The 15,801-nt window shown below is 70.4% G+C and carries 15 protein-coding genes and 1 pseudogene; 11 read left to right on the top strand and 5 right to left on the bottom strand.

Annotated features, from left to right (window positions below):
- Positions 1-118 precede the first annotated feature (118 nt).
- The 5 genes from AB0M26_RS08715 (at position 119) to AB0M26_RS08735 (ending at position 5,744) form a co-directional block, all read left to right on the top strand.
- Positions 119-1,216, top strand: a complete 1,098-nt coding sequence (locus AB0M26_RS08715) for an NADH:flavin oxidoreductase/NADH oxidase (protein WP_365256718.1) — start codon at positions 119-121, stop codon at positions 1,214-1,216.
- Positions 1,217-1,361: 145 nt separating this feature from the next.
- Complete coding sequence (locus tag AB0M26_RS08720) at positions 1,362-2,447, top strand: exo-alpha-sialidase (RefSeq protein ID WP_365256721.1); 1,086 nt, start codon at positions 1,362-1,364, stop codon at positions 2,445-2,447.
- A 264-nt stretch (positions 2,448-2,711) separates the two neighbouring features.
- Complete coding sequence (locus AB0M26_RS08725) at positions 2,712-3,392, top strand: uracil-DNA glycosylase (RefSeq protein ID WP_365256722.1); 681 nt, start codon at positions 2,712-2,714, stop codon at positions 3,390-3,392.
- Positions 3,393-3,540: 148 nt separating this feature from the next.
- On the top strand, positions 3,541-4,593 hold the full coding sequence (locus tag AB0M26_RS08730) for a BadF/BadG/BcrA/BcrD ATPase family protein (protein ID WP_365256725.1): 1,053 nt from the start codon (positions 3,541-3,543) through the stop codon (positions 4,591-4,593).
- A gap of 191 nt (positions 4,594-4,784) precedes the next feature.
- The gene (locus AB0M26_RS08735; RefSeq protein WP_365256728.1) at positions 4,785-5,744 is read left to right on the top strand and encodes a hypothetical protein; all 960 of its coding nucleotides are present in this window, start codon (positions 4,785-4,787) and stop codon (positions 5,742-5,744) included.
- A gap of 156 nt (positions 5,745-5,900) precedes the next feature.
- Here the strand turns inward: AB0M26_RS08735 and AB0M26_RS08740 are convergent, their stop codons facing one another.
- A complete protein-coding gene (locus AB0M26_RS08740; RefSeq protein ID WP_365256731.1) occupies positions 5,901-6,977 on the bottom strand; it encodes a lactonase family protein in 1,077 nt (358 codons plus the stop codon).
- 165 nt (positions 6,978-7,142) lie between these two features.
- A complete protein-coding gene (locus AB0M26_RS08745; RefSeq protein ID WP_365256734.1) occupies positions 7,143-8,654 on the bottom strand; it encodes an FUSC family protein in 1,512 nt (503 codons plus the stop codon).
- 326 nt (positions 8,655-8,980) lie between these two features.
- On the opposite strand from AB0M26_RS08745, the gene AB0M26_RS08750 reads away from it, so the two are divergent.
- From AB0M26_RS08750 to AB0M26_RS08760, 3 genes are all read left to right on the top strand, one after another.
- Positions 8,981-9,460 (top strand): Lrp/AsnC family transcriptional regulator, encoded by a 480-nt coding sequence (locus AB0M26_RS08750; RefSeq protein ID WP_365256737.1) that lies wholly within the window; start codon positions 8,981-8,983, stop codon positions 9,458-9,460.
- 61 nt (positions 9,461-9,521) lie between these two features.
- Complete coding sequence (locus AB0M26_RS08755) at positions 9,522-10,217, top strand: HAD family phosphatase (protein WP_365256740.1); 696 nt, start codon at positions 9,522-9,524, stop codon at positions 10,215-10,217.
- Between the two features lie 97 nt (positions 10,218-10,314).
- Positions 10,315-11,235: a serine hydrolase gene (locus tag AB0M26_RS08760; protein ID WP_365256743.1), complete on the top strand. Its 921-nt coding sequence runs from the start codon at positions 10,315-10,317 to the stop codon at positions 11,233-11,235.
- A gap of 28 nt (positions 11,236-11,263) precedes the next feature.
- Here the strand turns inward: AB0M26_RS08760 and AB0M26_RS08765 are convergent, their stop codons facing one another.
- The gene (locus tag AB0M26_RS08765; protein ID WP_365256746.1) at positions 11,264-11,686 is read right to left on the bottom strand and encodes a secondary thiamine-phosphate synthase enzyme YjbQ; all 423 of its coding nucleotides are present in this window, start codon (positions 11,684-11,686) and stop codon (positions 11,264-11,266) included.
- A 121-nt stretch (positions 11,687-11,807) separates the two neighbouring features.
- Positions 11,808-11,936 (bottom strand): hypothetical protein, encoded by a 129-nt coding sequence (locus AB0M26_RS08770; protein ID WP_365256749.1) that lies wholly within the window; start codon positions 11,934-11,936, stop codon positions 11,808-11,810.
- A gap of 307 nt (positions 11,937-12,243) precedes the next feature.
- Here AB0M26_RS08770 and AB0M26_RS08775 point away from each other — a divergent pair, with 307 nt between their 5' ends.
- Positions 12,244-13,347 carry an NAD(P)-binding domain-containing protein gene (locus AB0M26_RS08775; protein WP_365256752.1) on the top strand — a complete coding sequence of 368 codons (1,104 nt, stop codon included), beginning with the start codon at positions 12,244-12,246 and terminating at the stop codon, positions 13,345-13,347.
- Between the two features lie 288 nt (positions 13,348-13,635).
- On the opposite strand, the pseudogene AB0M26_RS08780 reads toward AB0M26_RS08775, so the two are convergent.
- Positions 13,636-14,174 (bottom strand): annotated as a pseudogene (locus AB0M26_RS08780) (transposase); the annotation flags it as partial.
- A 335-nt stretch (positions 14,175-14,509) separates the two neighbouring features.
- Between AB0M26_RS08780 and AB0M26_RS08785 the strand changes: the two are divergent.
- The gene (locus AB0M26_RS08785) at positions 14,510-14,806 is read left to right on the top strand and encodes a hypothetical protein (RefSeq protein ID WP_365256754.1); all 297 of its coding nucleotides are present in this window, start codon (positions 14,510-14,512) and stop codon (positions 14,804-14,806) included.
- A gap of 667 nt (positions 14,807-15,473) precedes the next feature.
- Positions 15,474-15,746 (top strand): hypothetical protein, encoded by a 273-nt coding sequence (locus AB0M26_RS08790; protein WP_365256757.1) that lies wholly within the window; start codon positions 15,474-15,476, stop codon positions 15,744-15,746.
- Positions 15,747-15,801 lie beyond the last annotated feature (55 nt).

Below are 15,801 nucleotides of genomic sequence, written 5' to 3' on the forward strand. Positions count from 1 at the left end.
CTCCTCGTCTTCCTCGGGACGGCCATGGTACGAGAACCATCGTAGTTTGACATCCGCCGTACTACGATGCCTATCGTACGAATCCAGCCCGGCCACCCCATGCGAAACGGAGCCTGCCGTGAGCGTCCTCTTCGAGCCCTTCACCCTGCGGTCGCTGACCTTCCCCAACCGGATCTGGATGGCCCCGATGTGCCAGTACTCCGCCGAGGACTGCGGACCGGGCACCGGCGTTCCGAACGACTGGCACTTCTCGCACTACACCTCGCGTGCCGCCGGGGGCACCGGCCTGATCCTCCTCGAAGCGACGGCCGTGAGCCCCGAGGGCCGCATCAGCCCGGCCGACCTGGGGATCTGGAACGACACCCAGGCACAGGGTTTCCGCCGCATCACCGCCTTCCTCAAGGAGCAGGGCACCGTGCCCGGCATCCAGCTCGCCCATGCCGGACGCAAGGCGTCGACCGACAGGCCCTGGCTCGGCGGTGCTCCTGTGGGGCCGGAGGCCCGCGGCTGGCAGCCCGTCGCCCCGAGCCCGCTGCCCTTCGCGGAGGGGCACCCGGTGCCGGACGAGCTGACCACCGAGCAGATCCGGGAGGTCGTCGGGCAGTTCGCGGACGCCGCCCGCAGGGCGCTCGCGGCCGGGTTCGAGGTCGTGGAGGTGCACGGCGCCCACGGCTACCTGATCGGGGAGTTCCTCTCCCCGTACTCCAACCACCGCACCGACGCGTACGGCGGGTCCTACGAGAACCGGACGCGCTTCGCGCTGGAGGTCGTTGACGCGGTGCGCGCCGTGTGGCCGGACGAGCTGCCGGTCTTCTTCCGCATCTCTGCCACCGACTGGCTGACGGAGGACGCGGACGACGACCGTACGGGCTGGACGGCGGAGGACACGGTGCGCTTCGCCGAGGATCTGCGCGCCCACGGCGTCGACCTGCTGGACGTCTCCAGCGGCGGCAATGCGCCGCGCGTGCGGATCCCCACCGGGCCCGGCTACCAGGTCCCGTTCGCCGAGGCCGTCAAGGCGAAGTCAGGCCTTCCGACCGCGGCCGTCGGTGAGATCACGGATCCGCGTCAGGCCGAGAGGATCCTCGACGAGGGCCGGGCCGACGCCGTCCTGCTGGGCCGTGAGCTGCTGCGCAATCCGTATTTCGCCCGGCATGCGGCGCGGGAACTCGACGGCAAGGTAGGCAGCCCGCGGCAGTACCACCGCGCCGCCTGAGACGGGCTCCGCCCGCCCCGCCCTCCAGCGTTACGGCCGAGCACTCCGCGCGGCGGACGGGACGGCACGTTGGGGCGCCGTTGTCAGTGGCCGGGTGCAGACTGGCCCGGAACAGGAGACAACGGCGTCCCGGAGGTGGCCGGAAGTGAACGACGTACTACTCGCGGTGGGCACACGCAAAGGGCTGTTCCTCGGCAGACGGCACGGCGGGAGCTGGGAGTTCGACGGTCCGCACTTCAACGCCGAGGAGGTCTACTCCGTCGGCATCGACACCCGCGGGACGGCGCCGCGCCTGCTCGCCGGAGGGACGAACAACCACTGGGGGCCCTCGGTGTTCCACTCCGACGACCTCGGGCGGACCTGGAAGGAACCGCTGCAGCCGGCGGTGAAGTTCCCCAAGGAGACCGGAGCCTCGCTCGAGCGCGTCTGGCAACTGCACCCGGCGGGACCCGCCGCGCCCGGCGTGGTCTACGCGGGGACGGAGCCGGGCGCGCTGTTCCGCTCCGAGGACGGCGGGGAGACCTTCGAGCTCGTGCGGTCGCTGTGGGACCATCCGACGCGTGAACACTGGGTGCCGGGCGGCGGCGGACTCGCGGTGCACACCGTCGTCACGGACCCGCGGGACGCGGACGCGGTGACCGTCGCCGTCTCCACCGGCGGCGTCTACCGCTCACCCGACGGCGGGGCGAGCTGGGCCCCGTCCAACTCCGGCGTCCAAGCGGTCTTCCTGCCCGACCCCAACCCTGAGTTCGGGCAGTGCGTGCACAAGATCGCGCAGGACGCGGCGGATCCGGACCGCCTGTATCTGCAGAACCACTGGGGCGTCTACCGCAGCGATGACGCGGGAGCCACCTGGACGTCCATCGGCGAAGGGCTGCCGTCCGACTTCGGGTTCCCCGTCGCGGCCCACCCGAGCCGTGGCGGCGTGGCGTACGTCTTTCCGCTCAACGCCGACGCGGACCGCGTGCCCGCAGGGCGGGAGTGCCGCGTCTACCGCACGGAGGACGCGGGTGCGACCTGGCAGAAGCTCGGCACCGGCCTCCCCGAGGGCGCGCACTACGGCACGGTGCTGCGGGACGCCCTGTGCACGGACGACGGGGACCCGGCCGGGGTGTACTTCGGCAATCGCAACGGTGAGGTCTTCGCCAGCGCGGACGACGGCGACAGCTGGCAGATGATCGCCTCGCACCTTCCGGATGTGCTGTGCGTCCGGGCCGCGGTGACGGCCTGACGGGCCGATTGCTGCGGTCGACGGCGGAGTCCGGCTCCGGGCGCGGGTGCGGGTCCGGGCGCGGGTGCGGGTCCGGCTCCGGGCGCGGGTGCGGATGCGGCTCCGGGCGCGGGTGCGGGTGCGGGTGCGGGTGAAGGAGCGCACTGTACGGGGTTGGCGCCGGACTCTGCGGAGCCGTGGCCCGATCCGTACGAGGTCCGGCCGGAACTGGCCCGATGACGTCACGTGAGGGGGCGGTCGTCCGAGCCAGTAGAGTGGCGCCCCGTGGCTGCTGCACGACCGTTGAACGAAATCGTCGAGCCGGGATGGGCCAAGGCCCTGGAGCCGGTTGCCGAACGGGTCGCCGCGATGGGCGACTTCCTGCGTGCCGAGATCTCGGCGGGGCGGACCTATCTGCCCGCAGGAGCGAACGTGCTGCGCGCATTCCAGCAGCCGTTCGACGACGTCCGCGTGCTGATCGTCGGCCAGGATCCGTACCCCACACCCGGCCATGCCGTGGGGCTCAGCTTCTCGGTGGCCCCGGACGTCCGCCCGCTGCCCGGCAGCCTGGAGAACATCTTCCGGGAGATGCACACCGACCTCGGACTGCCCCGGCCCTCGACCGGCGATCTGACGCCGTGGACGAAGCAGGGCATCCTGCTGCTCAACAGGGCGCTGACCACGGCCCCGCGCAGGCCCGCGGCGCACCGCGGCAAGGGCTGGGAGGAGGTCACCGAGCAGGCCATCCGGGCGCTCGCGGCACGCGGCAGGCCCCTGGTGTCGATCCTCTGGGGGCGCGACGCCCGTAACCTCCGTCCCATGCTGCGCGATCTTCCGGTGGTGGAGTCCTCGCACCCCTCCCCCATGTCCGCCGACCGCGGCTTCTTCGGTTCACGGCCCTTCAGCCGCGCCAACGATCTGCTCGTCCGGCAGGGAGCCCGGCCGGTGGAATGGCGACTGCCGTGAGCACGGCGGACGCCGACCCTCGCGCGGGAGGCCCCGACCCCAACGCTCCTGTCCCTGGCTCTTGTTCGTCCCGGAACAGTTCCGGTCTCGACTCGTCCCGCAAGGGTTCCGGTCTCGACCGACGTTCGTCCCGGGCGGGGCGGTCCCGATGACCTCGGGCGCCGCCCACGCGTCCGGATGGGTGCTGGGAGTCGACTCCGGAGGTTCGGGTCTGCGGATCGCCCTTGCCCGCGCGGCCGACCCGCGACCCGTCGGGACCGTGGTGACACGCGAGCCGGTGCGCTCCGGCCCCTCCGGCATCGACGCCCGCCATCTGCTGTCGCAATTGCTGCCCGCCGCACGGGAGTTGACGGGCAGCGCATCCGAAGGTCGGATTGCCGCCGTCGCCGTCGGCGCGGCCGGTATGGCCACCCTCGGAGACGATCTGCGCGCCACTCTGCCCGGCGCCCTGGCCGCCGCCCTCGGGGTTCGGCGGCTGGCGCTCGCGGCCGATGCCGTGACCGCGTACGCCGGTGCGCTGGGCCAGCGGCCGGGCGCCGTGGTGGCCGCGGGCACCGGCCTCATCGCGCTCGGCGCGACGCTCGGCACACCGGACCGGCCGGGCACCTGGCGACGGGCCGACGGCTGGGGCCACCTCCTCGGCGACTGCGGCGGCGGCGCCTGGATCGGCCGAGCCGGGCTGGAGGCGGCGCTGCGCGCCTTCGACGGCCGTCATCGGGGGTCACCCGCGCTGCTGACCGGACTGGAGGAGGTCTTCGGGCCTGCGCCCGAGCTGCCGGGGCTGCTGTATCCGCGGACCGACCGGGCCGCCGTACTGGCCTCGTTCGCGCCGGAGGTCGGCCGCTGCGCCGCGGAGGACCCCGTCGCCGCGGGCATCCTGCGGGAGGCGGCCCACTGCATCGCGGAGACGGCGGCCGCGGTCCGCCCCCGGCCGCTGGACGACGGCGGTGACGCACCGTTCGACGTGGCACTCACCGGTGGGCTCTTCGGGATGGGCGAGCCGTTGCTCGGTCCCGTACGCGACGCGCTCGCCCGTCATCTGCCGTACGCGCGACTGGTCCCGGCCGCGGGTGATCCGCTGGACGGCGCCCTGCGCATCGCCGGCGCCCTGGCGACGGGCGCGTTGCTTCTGCCGGCCGATCCGAGGCTGCTGCACCTCCCCGCCATGCCGGAGCCCGAATCACCTGAATCCACCGCATAGCGAACAGTTGACTGCACATGGGTGGCGTCCCGCGCAGCACGCGGCGGGCGACGATCCGGAGCGGCCCCGCCACTCGACCGCATGATGATTCCCCATTCAACTGTTGTTCCAGCGGAAATTTCGGGACGGATGCCGCACAGCTTCCCCCTCCCCGAACGCATCCGACCCCAAAGGCATTAGCATGCGGCGCCATGAGCCACCCCACAGGGCCTGCATCCGGCCTGCCCGTACGAATGCCGCGTCCCCGCCAGTCTGGGCGACACCGCAGACCTGAGCCGCTGGCGGCTCCCGAGGGTGCGCCCGCGCTCGTCCTTGCCGTGCCCGGAACCCCCAGTTCCGAGACGCGCAGCCAGGCCGAGGAGGTCCTGAGCATCGCGCGCTCCGAACTGCCCGGCCTCGACGCCCGTATCGGCTATGTGGACGGGAAGGACGAGGAGTTCCCGTCGCTGGAAACGGTGCTGAGCAAGGCCGCGACCGAGCGCTCCGAGCGTGCGCAGCGCATCGCCCTGATACGTGAGCAGCTGTCCGAGGAGGAGGCTGCGGAGGCACCGCAGATGCCGGACCTCGACGGTCCGGTGGCCGTGGTCGTCCCGCTGCTCGCCGGCCCGGACAGCGCCCTGATGCGCCGGATACGCCAGGCTGTGATGGACAGCCGTACCGCGGCGGAGCTGACCGATGTCCTCGGTCCGCACCCGCTGCTGGCGGAGGCACTGCACGTCCGTCTGTCCGAGGCGGGTCTCGCACGCGCCGACCGGGCCCGCCTGTTCACCGTGGCCACTGCCGCGGACGGCATCATCCTCGCCACGGTCGGCGGCGACGAGGCCGTGCAGGCCGCCGGGATCACCGGCATGCTGCTGGCCGCGCGGCTCGCCGTGCCGGTCCTGGCCGCCGCCCTCGACGTCGACGGCGCCATCGCCAACACGGCCGAGCAGCTCCGGAACTCCGGCTCCGGGCAGCTCGCGCTCGCGCCGTACCTGGTCGGCCCGGAGGTCGCGCAGGGGCTCCTCAAGGCGGCGGCGGACGAGGCGGGTTGCGCGTCGGCCGAGCCGCTCGGCGCCTACCCGACCATCGGGCGGCTGGTCCTCGGGAAGTACGCGACCGCGCTCGGTATCTCGCACCCGCAGCTTCAGGGCACCTCGCCGATCCGCTGACGCCTCGCGCGTCCGGCGGACGGGTGGCCGTGCCCGTGGCTCCCGCCGGACGCCACCCATCGCGGCCGGGAACCGTCCTGAGCAGGTGGAGGACGCGTGGCCGGGAACGTCCGGGCACGGGGCGCGACACGTACCGGACGGATGCGCCGCGGGGAATCAGCAGAAGACGACGCAGGAGGCCGCCGGGGCGGGCACCGATCCTGCCCGCAGCGGCATCCCCGTCACCGGGTCCACGTCGAACCAGGTGACATCACCGGACCGTTCGTTCGCCGCGTAGAGACGTCCGCCCGCGGGATCGAGGGTCAGATGGCGCGGCCAGCGGCCCCCGCAGGGCACCTGACCGACGCGGTGCGGACGGTCCCCCGCCGGGTCGAGGGCGAGGACCGTAATGGAGTCGTGCCCCCGGTTCGCCGTCCATGCAAAGCGGCCATCAGGTGCGATCACCACCTCCGAGGGATGGGTGGCTTCGCCCTCCGCCTCCGGCAGAACGGCCGTCTCCGTCAGAACGGCCGTCTCCGTCACGGGCACCAGCTCGCCCGCGTCCCCGTCCCAGCGGCAGGTCGTCAAGGTCGGCGTCAGCTCGTTGATGACGTACGCGCGGTCACCGCGCGGGTGGAAGGCGAGGTGCCGCGGACCCGATCCGGGTGCCAGATGCACCTCGTGATGCAGGGCCAGCGCCCCGGCTGCCGGGTCGAGCACACAGATGCGGACGGAGTCCGTTCCCAGGTCGACGGAGAGCACCCACCGGCCCGTCGGGTCGGGCAGTACGGCGTGGGCGTGCGGCGCGCCCTGGCGCTCGGGGTGCGGCCCTTCGCCCTCGTGCCGCAGGACATGGCCGCCCCGGTCGAAGGTGCCGTCGGCGCGGAGCGGAAGCGTGGTCACGCTGCCGGAGCCGTAGTTGGCGACGAGAAGATGCCCGTCCGCCACGGCCAGGTGGGTGGGCCCGCGGCCGCGCACGGGAGCGGTGTCGCGTGGCACGGGCCGTCGCTCCGCGTCCCGGGTGAGGCCGAACGCCGCCACCGCCCCGCTCTCGGTCTCGCTCACCGCGTAGAGCACGTCGCCCCCCGGGGCGACGGCGAGGAAGGACGGGTCGGGGACGGCACCAGCGCTGTGCAGTGGGGTGAGGGCTCCGGAGCCGGGGTCGACGGCCGCGGTGGTGATGCCGTCACCACCGGCCGAGGTGAAGGAGCCGATGTACGCCCGCATGGGCCGTACCGCGCCGCTTCCGCCCACCGCGCTCCCTTCCGCCGTACCGTCCGGTCGGGCACGTCGGCTCCGCGGACGCAGGTTCGTCCGTCCCTGACCGTAGCAGTAGGTCTGGACCGGGTTGAAGGACCGAGACGTCAACCGGCCGGTCAGGACTGCGGGTTGACCGCGTCCGTAAGGCAGCAATGCGCTTCAGGATGAGGGCAGCGGAGCACTCGGGTGGCTCTTGAGGGGGGCGGCGAGACCGGCAAGAGCCCTCTCCAGGGCGTGCAGATGCGCCAGCGCCCGTTCGACGCCGTGATGGTGGTGCGCCTCGGCTGCCGGGGCAGCCGGGACGGGCGCACGCTCGGGCGCCCGCGCCAGCAGCCCTTCGACGGCTGCCTCGACCCGCCGGCAGGCAGCCGTCAACCGTTCGTCGCGCGAAGCCTCAGGGCCACCTGCCGTCTCGGTGAGCCCGCGGACCTGCCGGGCACAGTCGTCGAGCAGCTCGATGACCCGCAGAGCACGTGCCTTGCGCGCCCGAAGCGGACTGAGCGGGTGCACGAGCGGTCCGAGCGAGGTCCGTACCCGGCCGAGCAGCAGCTCGAGTTCGGCGACGGGGGCCGCCGGATCGGCATCCGCGTCCCCGGCGGACCGCCGCGTCGCCTCCTCGGTGCAGCGGCGTACGCACAGCAGGGCGCGCTGTATCCAGGCGTCGGTCGAGGCATGCGTGGTGACCGGCAGGACCACGGTCACGGCGATGGCGGCCGCGAACGCGCCCACCATCGTCTGCTGGAAACGCAGCGCGAGGAGACCGGGATCGAGCACCCCGAGGAGCCCGTAGAGCAGCCCGGCCATCACGGTCACGAAGAACATCATCCAGCTGTAAGAGAGGGCGGCCGTGTAGAAGATCCCGAAGACGCAGACGGCGGCGAGGAGAACGGAGGGCAGGGGCGCGCCGTGCAGCGGTACGGCCACCAGCAGCCCCGCCCCTATGCCCGCGACCGTGCCGAGGACCCGGCGGAACCCGCGGACCATGGTCTCGCCGCGTGACGCCGTGTTGACGAAGATCCACCAGGCGGTACCCACGGCCCAGTACCAGCGCTCGTCGGAGATCGCCTGCCCGACGCCGAGTGCCAGGGCACAGGCAACGAGGCACTGGAACGCCTGCCGCGTGGACGTACGCGCGAGACCTCTCCCGGGGAGAGGAGGTGCGGGGGCGGCGGACGGCGGAGTGCGCCGCTCCATGCACCAGCCGAAGCGCACCGCGCCGGCGGAGGCGACGGCCAGCAGCACCGCCACGTACAGCTGCGGGAGCCGATCGGGCACGGCGTGCAGGAACTGGGTGGCGAAGAACATCATGAACGCGAAGATGCCGAGCGCCGTGCCGCGTGGGCCCCAGCGCCGGGCGTAGACACCGCAGACGACCACGGCGAGGAAGGCGGCGTCGCGCAGGAGCGGCCGGTCGTGGAGCACGGTGGCCAGGGTCAGGACGGGGAGGCCCGCGACGGGGAGCAGGACGGTGGTGACCATCTGCCGGCGGACGGTGGGGTCGGCGACGTTGAAGAAGGCAAGCAGCGCCGCCAGACCACCCGTGATCGACGCGGGCAGCGCCAGACCGCAGAGCTCGGCGGCGATGACGGCGAGCCCGACGCCGATGACGGCGCGCACGGAGGTGCGCAGCCGCAGCAGTCCCGGATCCGGAGCCGCGAACATCGTCTTCATCGGGGGCCACCCCACTCCTTCCGTACGAGACCTGCGGAGACTGCTGACATATCGATGTGCCGATGTGTCGATTCATCGATGTGCCGAGGCGCCGACGCGCCTGCTCCCGGTCTTCGGCGCGCCGTCCCGGGCACCGGCGAACACGACGAATGGCGCCGCGCGAGGCCCGGAACGGCTCAATCGCCGTCCGGCGCAGCCCCGATGCAGCGCCATCTCTCCCGCAAGAAAACCATCGACAACGTCAGTGGCTCAAGCCGCATGCCTTTCACTGAGCCATTGGTACAGTCGGTCACGCATCATCCCAACCCGGAGGAGGCCGATGGCCCATGGCCACCGTCGACGCGCTGGACGCCCGGATCCTGCGGCTCATGCTGGAGCAGCCGAGGACGAGCGCCCGTGAGTACGCCCGCATCCTGGGCGTCGCGCGGGGCACGCTGCAGGCCAGGATCGACCGTCTTGAGCGGACCGGCGTGATCACGGGCTCAGGACCACGGCTGTCCCCCGCTGCCCTGGGCCGTCCGGTCCTGGCCTTCGTGCACATCGAGGTCACGCAGGGGCATCTGGACGAGGTGGGCGACGCCCTCGCCGAAGTGCCGGAAATCATCGAGGCGTTCTCGATCACGGGCGGCGGAGATCTGATGACGCGGGTGGTGGCGCGCGACCATGTGCATCTGGAGGACGTGATCCAGCGGCTCATCCGAATGCCCGCCGTGGTGCGGACACGCACCGAGGTGGCGCTGCGCGAGCGCGTACCGCACCGGATGCTGCCGCTCGTCGAGGCGGTGGGGCGGGAGGCCCCTCGCTGACCCGCACGTTTCTGCCCTCCCGCCCGTATTCGCCGGGCCAGAGGTCTTGCATGCTGGGGACATGAGTTCCACGCACCCGCCCCACACCCCTTCAGTGATCTTCGACCTCGACGGAACCCTGGTCGACAGTGAGCCGAACTACCACGAGGCGGGGCGCCGCCTCCTGGCCGAGTACGGCGTCCCCGGCTTCACCTGGGAGGAGCACGCCCGCTTCATCGGGATCGGCACACGGGAGACGCTCGAGGTGCTGAGCCGCGAGCACGGCATCGACGCCCCGGTCGAGGAACTCCTGGAGGGCAAGAACCGCCACTACCTCACGCTGGCCTCCGCCTCCACCGAGGCCTTTCCGGGGATGCGGAAGTTCGCCGGCGCGCTCCATGCCGCCGGAGTCCGTACGGCGGTGGCGTCGGGTTCGTCCCGTGAGGCCATCGAGGCGGCGCTCGGCGCGACGGGCCTGGCCCCGCTGATGGACGCGGTCGTCTCGGCGGACGAGGTCGCTCACGGCAAGCCGGAACCCGATGTCTTCCTGGAGGCGGCCCGACTGCTCGGAGCCGCTCCCGCCGACTGCGTGGTCGTGGAGGACGCCGCGCCGGGCGCCGAGGCCGCGCACCGCGCGGGAATGCGCTGCATCGCCGTTCCCTACGTGCGCGGGACGGCCGCGGATCCGGCGTTCGCCACCGCGGGTCTGCTCTTCGCGGGCGGACAGGGGGACTTCGATCCCGCAGCCGCTTTCCACTGGGTCACCGGCACCCGCTGAGAAGCCACTACTCAATCCCTGTGCCCCAGGTCCTTCTGCTGCAAAAACATGCAATTATGCCCGCGTTCACTCGAACAAAGAGGGAAGCGGAGCATAAATGACAGCAGGGGGCAGACCGGCGGTTCGCCGGTGGGGGGTGGCGGTCGTCGCATCGACGGCCGCCGTGTCGGTTCTGGTGCCGATGAGCACGGCACAGGCCGCGGCGGGCCCGTCGGGCATCACCGCCAAGGGCGCCTATCTGCTCGACAGCGGACCCAACAAGAAGCTGTGGAGCAAGAGTGCCGACACCAGGCGTCAGATGGCCAGCACCACCAAGATCATGACGGCGATGGTGGTCCTGGACACCCGGGGCGTCGACCTCGACAGGAAAGTGACCGTCAAGCAGGCCTACCGGGATTACGTGGCCCGGGAAGGCGCGAGCACGGCCGACCTGAAGACGGGGGACAAGCTCAAGGTCCGGCAGATTCTGTACGGGCTGATGCTCCCATCGGGGTGCGACGCGGCACTCGCCCTCGCCGACACCTTCGGCACGGGCAGCACGAGGAAGAAGCGGACCAAGTCGTTCATCTCCAAGATGAACAAGAAGGCCGACGAACTGGGCATGTCGAAGACCGACTTCGACTCCTTCGACGGCATCTCGCCCACGGGGAAGAACCTCTCCACACCCCGTGACATGGCGAAGCTGGCACGGCACGCCATGAAGAACAGCACCTTCAGCGGCGTCGTCAAGGCGGCGAGCACCAAGCAGAAGGCGACGAACGGCCGCACGTACACCTGGTACAACACGAACCAGCTTCTGGGCTCCTACAACGGCGCGATCGGGATAAAGACCGGGACCGGGACCGCCGCGGGACCGTGCCTGGTGTTCGCCGCACAGCGCGGTGGCCGCACCATCGTGGGCGTCGTGCTCAACGACGCCAACCGGTACACGGACGCCAGGAAGATGCTCGACTGGGCGTACGGAACCCACACCGCCATGAAGCTCCGCCAGCTCCCGAAGAGCGCGCAGCGCGACTGACGGGCGGGTAAGGGTCGGCCGGGAACGGTCAGCCAAGAAAGGACAGCCGCACCTGGCGGTCCGGATTGTCGCGGTTCGTATCCACAAGGCATACGGACTGCCAGGTGCCGAGCTGCATGCGTCCGCCGATGACGGGCACTGTCGCGTACGGCGGCACGATCGCGGGCAGCACATGGTCCCGGCCGTGGCCGGGGCTGCCGTGCCGGTGCTGCCACCGGTCGTCGGCGGGCAGGAGCGCGTGCAACGCGGCCAGCAGGTCGTCATCGCTCCCTGCGCCCGTTTCGATCAGAGCGACACCGGCCGTTGCGTGCGGCACGAACACATGGAGCAGCCCGTCGCGGCCCTGCGCCGCTTCACGCAGAAAGCTCTCGCAGGCCGGGGTCAGGTCGTGCACCGTCTCGGAGGAGCCGGTGGCGACATCGATCATGCGAGTGGTGAAGGCATCGGACATGCCTCCATCCTCGCCGACGCGTCGGCATCGCGCGTCCGCGCGTCCGCGTGTCGAGACGCCGTCGACCCGCCCGTCCGCTCTCTTGAGTTCCACTGCATGTGGGTTCCACCGCATGTCGCGTTCAGCCCGGATCGCCACGCTCGGTCGCGTCGAGCTGCTGCGGGCCTTCGCCTCCTGTTGCCACGGCTGTTGACGTTCCGTCATTCCCCTCGGCCGCTGCCCCGGCCGTGATCTCCCTTTTCTCTTCCACGCGTTGCTCCGGACGCCACTGCGACCGGTCCCACGTCATGCACCGATTTCTGGCCGTTCCGAGGCCGTACCGGCAGTGACGTCGCGGTGCGCCGACATCGGGTCGCGCTGATCGGCCGCATGGGCACCGACGCGTATCCGGTGGTCGTGTCCGCACTTTCCGCTCACCCTGCTCCTCTCCGCCTGCTCCGGTGCCCTTCCGTCGACGACCCCTCGGGGAGAGACGGACGGGGACCGTCGGGGGCGCCGAGCCGCTGGGCCCGGGCAGCTCCGGGAAGATTCGGGACCCCGACCGAGTTGGTGGAAGCGTGAACCACTCCGGGGCGTATGCCGTACGCGATGTCGAGGTCGTGGTCGTAGGCGCTGGGCAGGCGGGCCTGTCCAGCGCCTACCATCTGCAACGGGCCGGGTACGAGCCCGGCCGCGACTTCGTCGTCCTCGACCATGCTCCGCGGCCGGGCGGCGCCTGGCAGTTCCGGTGGCCCACGCTGACCTACGGCAGGGTGCACGGGATGCACGCGCTGCCCGGCATGGAGCTGGCCGGGGCAGACGCGTCGCTGCCCTCCTCCGAGGTCATCGGCGGCTACTTCGCCGGCTACGAGAGCACGTTCGGCCTGCGGGTCCATCGGCCCGTTGACGTGACGGCCGTACGGGAGGGTGAGGGCGGCCGGCTGCGCGTCGAGACCTCGTCGGGCGTCTGGACCACGCGCGCTCTGATCAATGCCACGGGCACCTGGGACCGCCCGTTCTGGCCGCGGTATCCGGGACAGGAGACCTTCCGGGGACGACAGGTCCACACCGCGCAGTACGGCGGGCCGCAGGATTTCGCGGGAGAGCACGTCATCGTCGTCGGTGGCGGCACATCGGCGGTTCAGCATCTGCTGGAGATCGCGGAGGTGGCAGCGGGGACAACGTGGGTGACACGGCGGCCGCCGGTCTTCCGCGACGGCGCCTTCGGCGAAGACCAGGGCCGGGCGGCGGTGGCCCTCGTCGACGAACGCGTGCGGGAGGGACTTCCGCCGAAGAGCGTGGTGTCGGTGACCGGGCTGCCGCTCACCGACGCGATGAGGGAGGCACGGGAGCGGGGCGTGCTGGTGCGTCGGCCAGTGTTCGAGCGCATCACTCCGGACGGCGCCGTCTGGGCGGACGGCACGGCGGTCGCGGCGGACTCGATCCTGTGGGCCACCGGCTTCCGGGCGGCAATCGGCCATCTGGCGCCTTTGCGGCTGCGCGAGCCGGGCGGCGGCATCCGCGTCGAAGGGACAAGGGCGGTGCGGGATGCGCGAGTTCACCTGGTGGGCTACGGGCCGTCGGCGAGCACGATCGGCGCCAATCGCTTCGGCTGGTCCGCGGTCCGTGAGATCCGGGCGCTGCTGGAACGGGGCGAGCGTTCGGCCGTCTCGGTCGTCTGAAGCGCGATTGTCCGTCGGCTGCGATGTGGTCTCGGTCGCCGGTGACCGAGCCGCATTCGGGCGGGCATTCGGCGGGTCGGCTTCCGGTGTGCTGCTCGGTCGGCTCCGGAGTGTCGCTGGGCCGGTTCCGGAGTGTCGCCGGGCCGGTTCCCGGGCCGCGCGATCAGTTGGCGAGCGGTGCGACGGGCGTACGCTCCGCGTCGCGCCGGACCAGGGCCGCGTACTGCCCGTTCAAGGCGAGCAGTTGGTCGTGTGTGCCGCGCTCGGCGATGCGCCCGCCGTCCAGTTGATGATCCGGACGCCCTGGCGGGCCTTCTGTGTCAACGCGTCCACCCAGACGAACGAAAACGGGCCGGAGTCCAGGGGCCTGTTACGGAAGGCGGTGACTTGCTCGTCCAGGTGCTTGACCATCCCACCGACCTGGGACTTCGACAGCTGGGTCACGCCGACGGGCTCGGCGAGTCTTCCGCTCGGCGGGTGAAAACGTCGAGCAGGTAGGCGGTGGCGACCACGCTGATAGGGGTCTGCTCGGCCCTGCGGCGGGGTTCGAGAAGCCAGTGCGGGAAGTAACTCCCGGACCCGAGTTCGGGGATGGCGAGTTCGAGGGCGCCCGCTCGCGTGTCCCACTCGCGCGGGCGGTAGCCGTTGCGGTGGTCGACTCTCTCGTCGCTGACCTGCCCGTATCGGCATTGCAGAGGGCGTCTGCTTCTGCGGACATGAGCGTGTCGGCGAACGTCTTGATCATTGCGCGCAGCAGATCGGGACTCGCCGCGGCGAGGTTGCCCTCGGCAAGCGCGTGCAGGGAACAGACTGTCTGGTCCGGTCATCGTGCTGATCTCCTTCGAGCCTTCGACATCTCGAAGATCAGCCGGTGGCCGTTCGTCCATGTGGCCTCGCCCCGACGCCGGAGCAAACCCCCGGATCAGGTCGAATCCATACACCACTTCCAAGGACGGAACCCAATCACGAGCCCTGACGAACCGAGGCTGCACGCCCAGTTCTTACAGTCCCAGGTAAATGCGGGGGACATTGGTCCGAAGAGATGGATCTTTTCCAGAAAGGCGCCACGAGTGGCCTAGGACTGGTTAGCGCTCCCCGAAGCGGAGGTAGGTGTGGCTTTGTTCGTTCTCCTACCCGAGAAGAACTGAGAATGGAGAGAGACGTGCGTACTTTCGTCAAGGCATCAGTCATGGCAGTTGCTGCGGCTGGTCTGATTGGCGCCTCAGCGACAACCGCGAGTGCCGGCGACTGGAGCAACTGGAGCAAGGGGCACCACAAGAAGCACCACCGCGGCGAAGGTGACGAGGCCCTCATCATCTGCGGTAACCAGTTCGGGGGCGACGGATTCATCGACCTTTCTGCCCTGACTACTCTCACTGGCCCCCTCCTGGGCGATCAGGAAGCGGAGAACGTAGCCTGCATCACCGGTGACCACAACAGGGTAGAAAACGAGGACTAGCCTCGATCGTTCATGAGGGTCCGTCAGCTTGCTGCCGGACCCTTGTGGCCATGCCCGTGGCTCCGGAATGATCATTCTGCGTCAGGAACGAAAATGATCACAGAAGGCCACGGGCTCTCCTGCATACGGTCACAGCCGTTCCTCCCACCGATCACGACAGGACGTCAGCGAGCCAACCGAGGCGCACCGCTCAAACTCGAAGACCCCCTAAACACCGACTTCGCGGCCGGAACTGAATCACGAGGTTCACCTAAGGGGCGGACCACCTGACTCGGGCATGCCAGTCGGTAAACGATATCGGAAAGCCGTGCGGTGCATGCACGGCTTGAAGCGGCGGGGACTGGAACGGAGCATCAGCCACCGCGCCAGTCCCCGACCTACCCAGAGAAACGGCCTGCGACGCCCGGAATGGCGAAAACCGCAGGCCATCAGGCATGCCTTTGCTCAAGAGACTCCGAACTGCACGGAACCCGGTGCACCCTTCCACGATCGGCAGTTACACCACATTCCCACAGTTCCAGCCGATCTGGAGACATTGATCCGAAGAGGTGTACTTATTCAGAAAGGCGTCACGGATGGCCTAGGACTGGTTAGTGCTCGCCGACGCGGAGGTAGGTGTGGCTTCGTTCGTTCTCCTACCCGAGAAGAACTGAGAATGGAGAGAGACGTGCGTACTTTCATCAAGGCATCAGTCATGGCAGTTGCTGTAGCTGGTGCGGTCGGCACCTCAGCGACAACTGCGAGTGCATACGACGGGGACAAGCACCACCGCCGCGAAGGTGACAAGGTCATCATGATCTGCGGCAACCAGTTCGGGGGCAGCCCCGTCATCGACCTTTCTGCCCTGACTACTCTCACTGGCCCCCTCTTGGGCGATCAGGAAGCGGAGAACGTAGCCTGCATCAGCGGTGACCACAACTGGGTGGAAAACGAGGACTAGCCTCGATCGTTCATGAGGGTCCGTCAGCTTGCTGCCGGACCCTTGTGGCAATACC

This window comes from Streptomyces sp. NPDC051776 (assembly GCF_040681345.1).
Classification (GTDB): Bacteria; Actinomycetota; Actinomycetes; order Streptomycetales; family Streptomycetaceae; genus Streptomyces.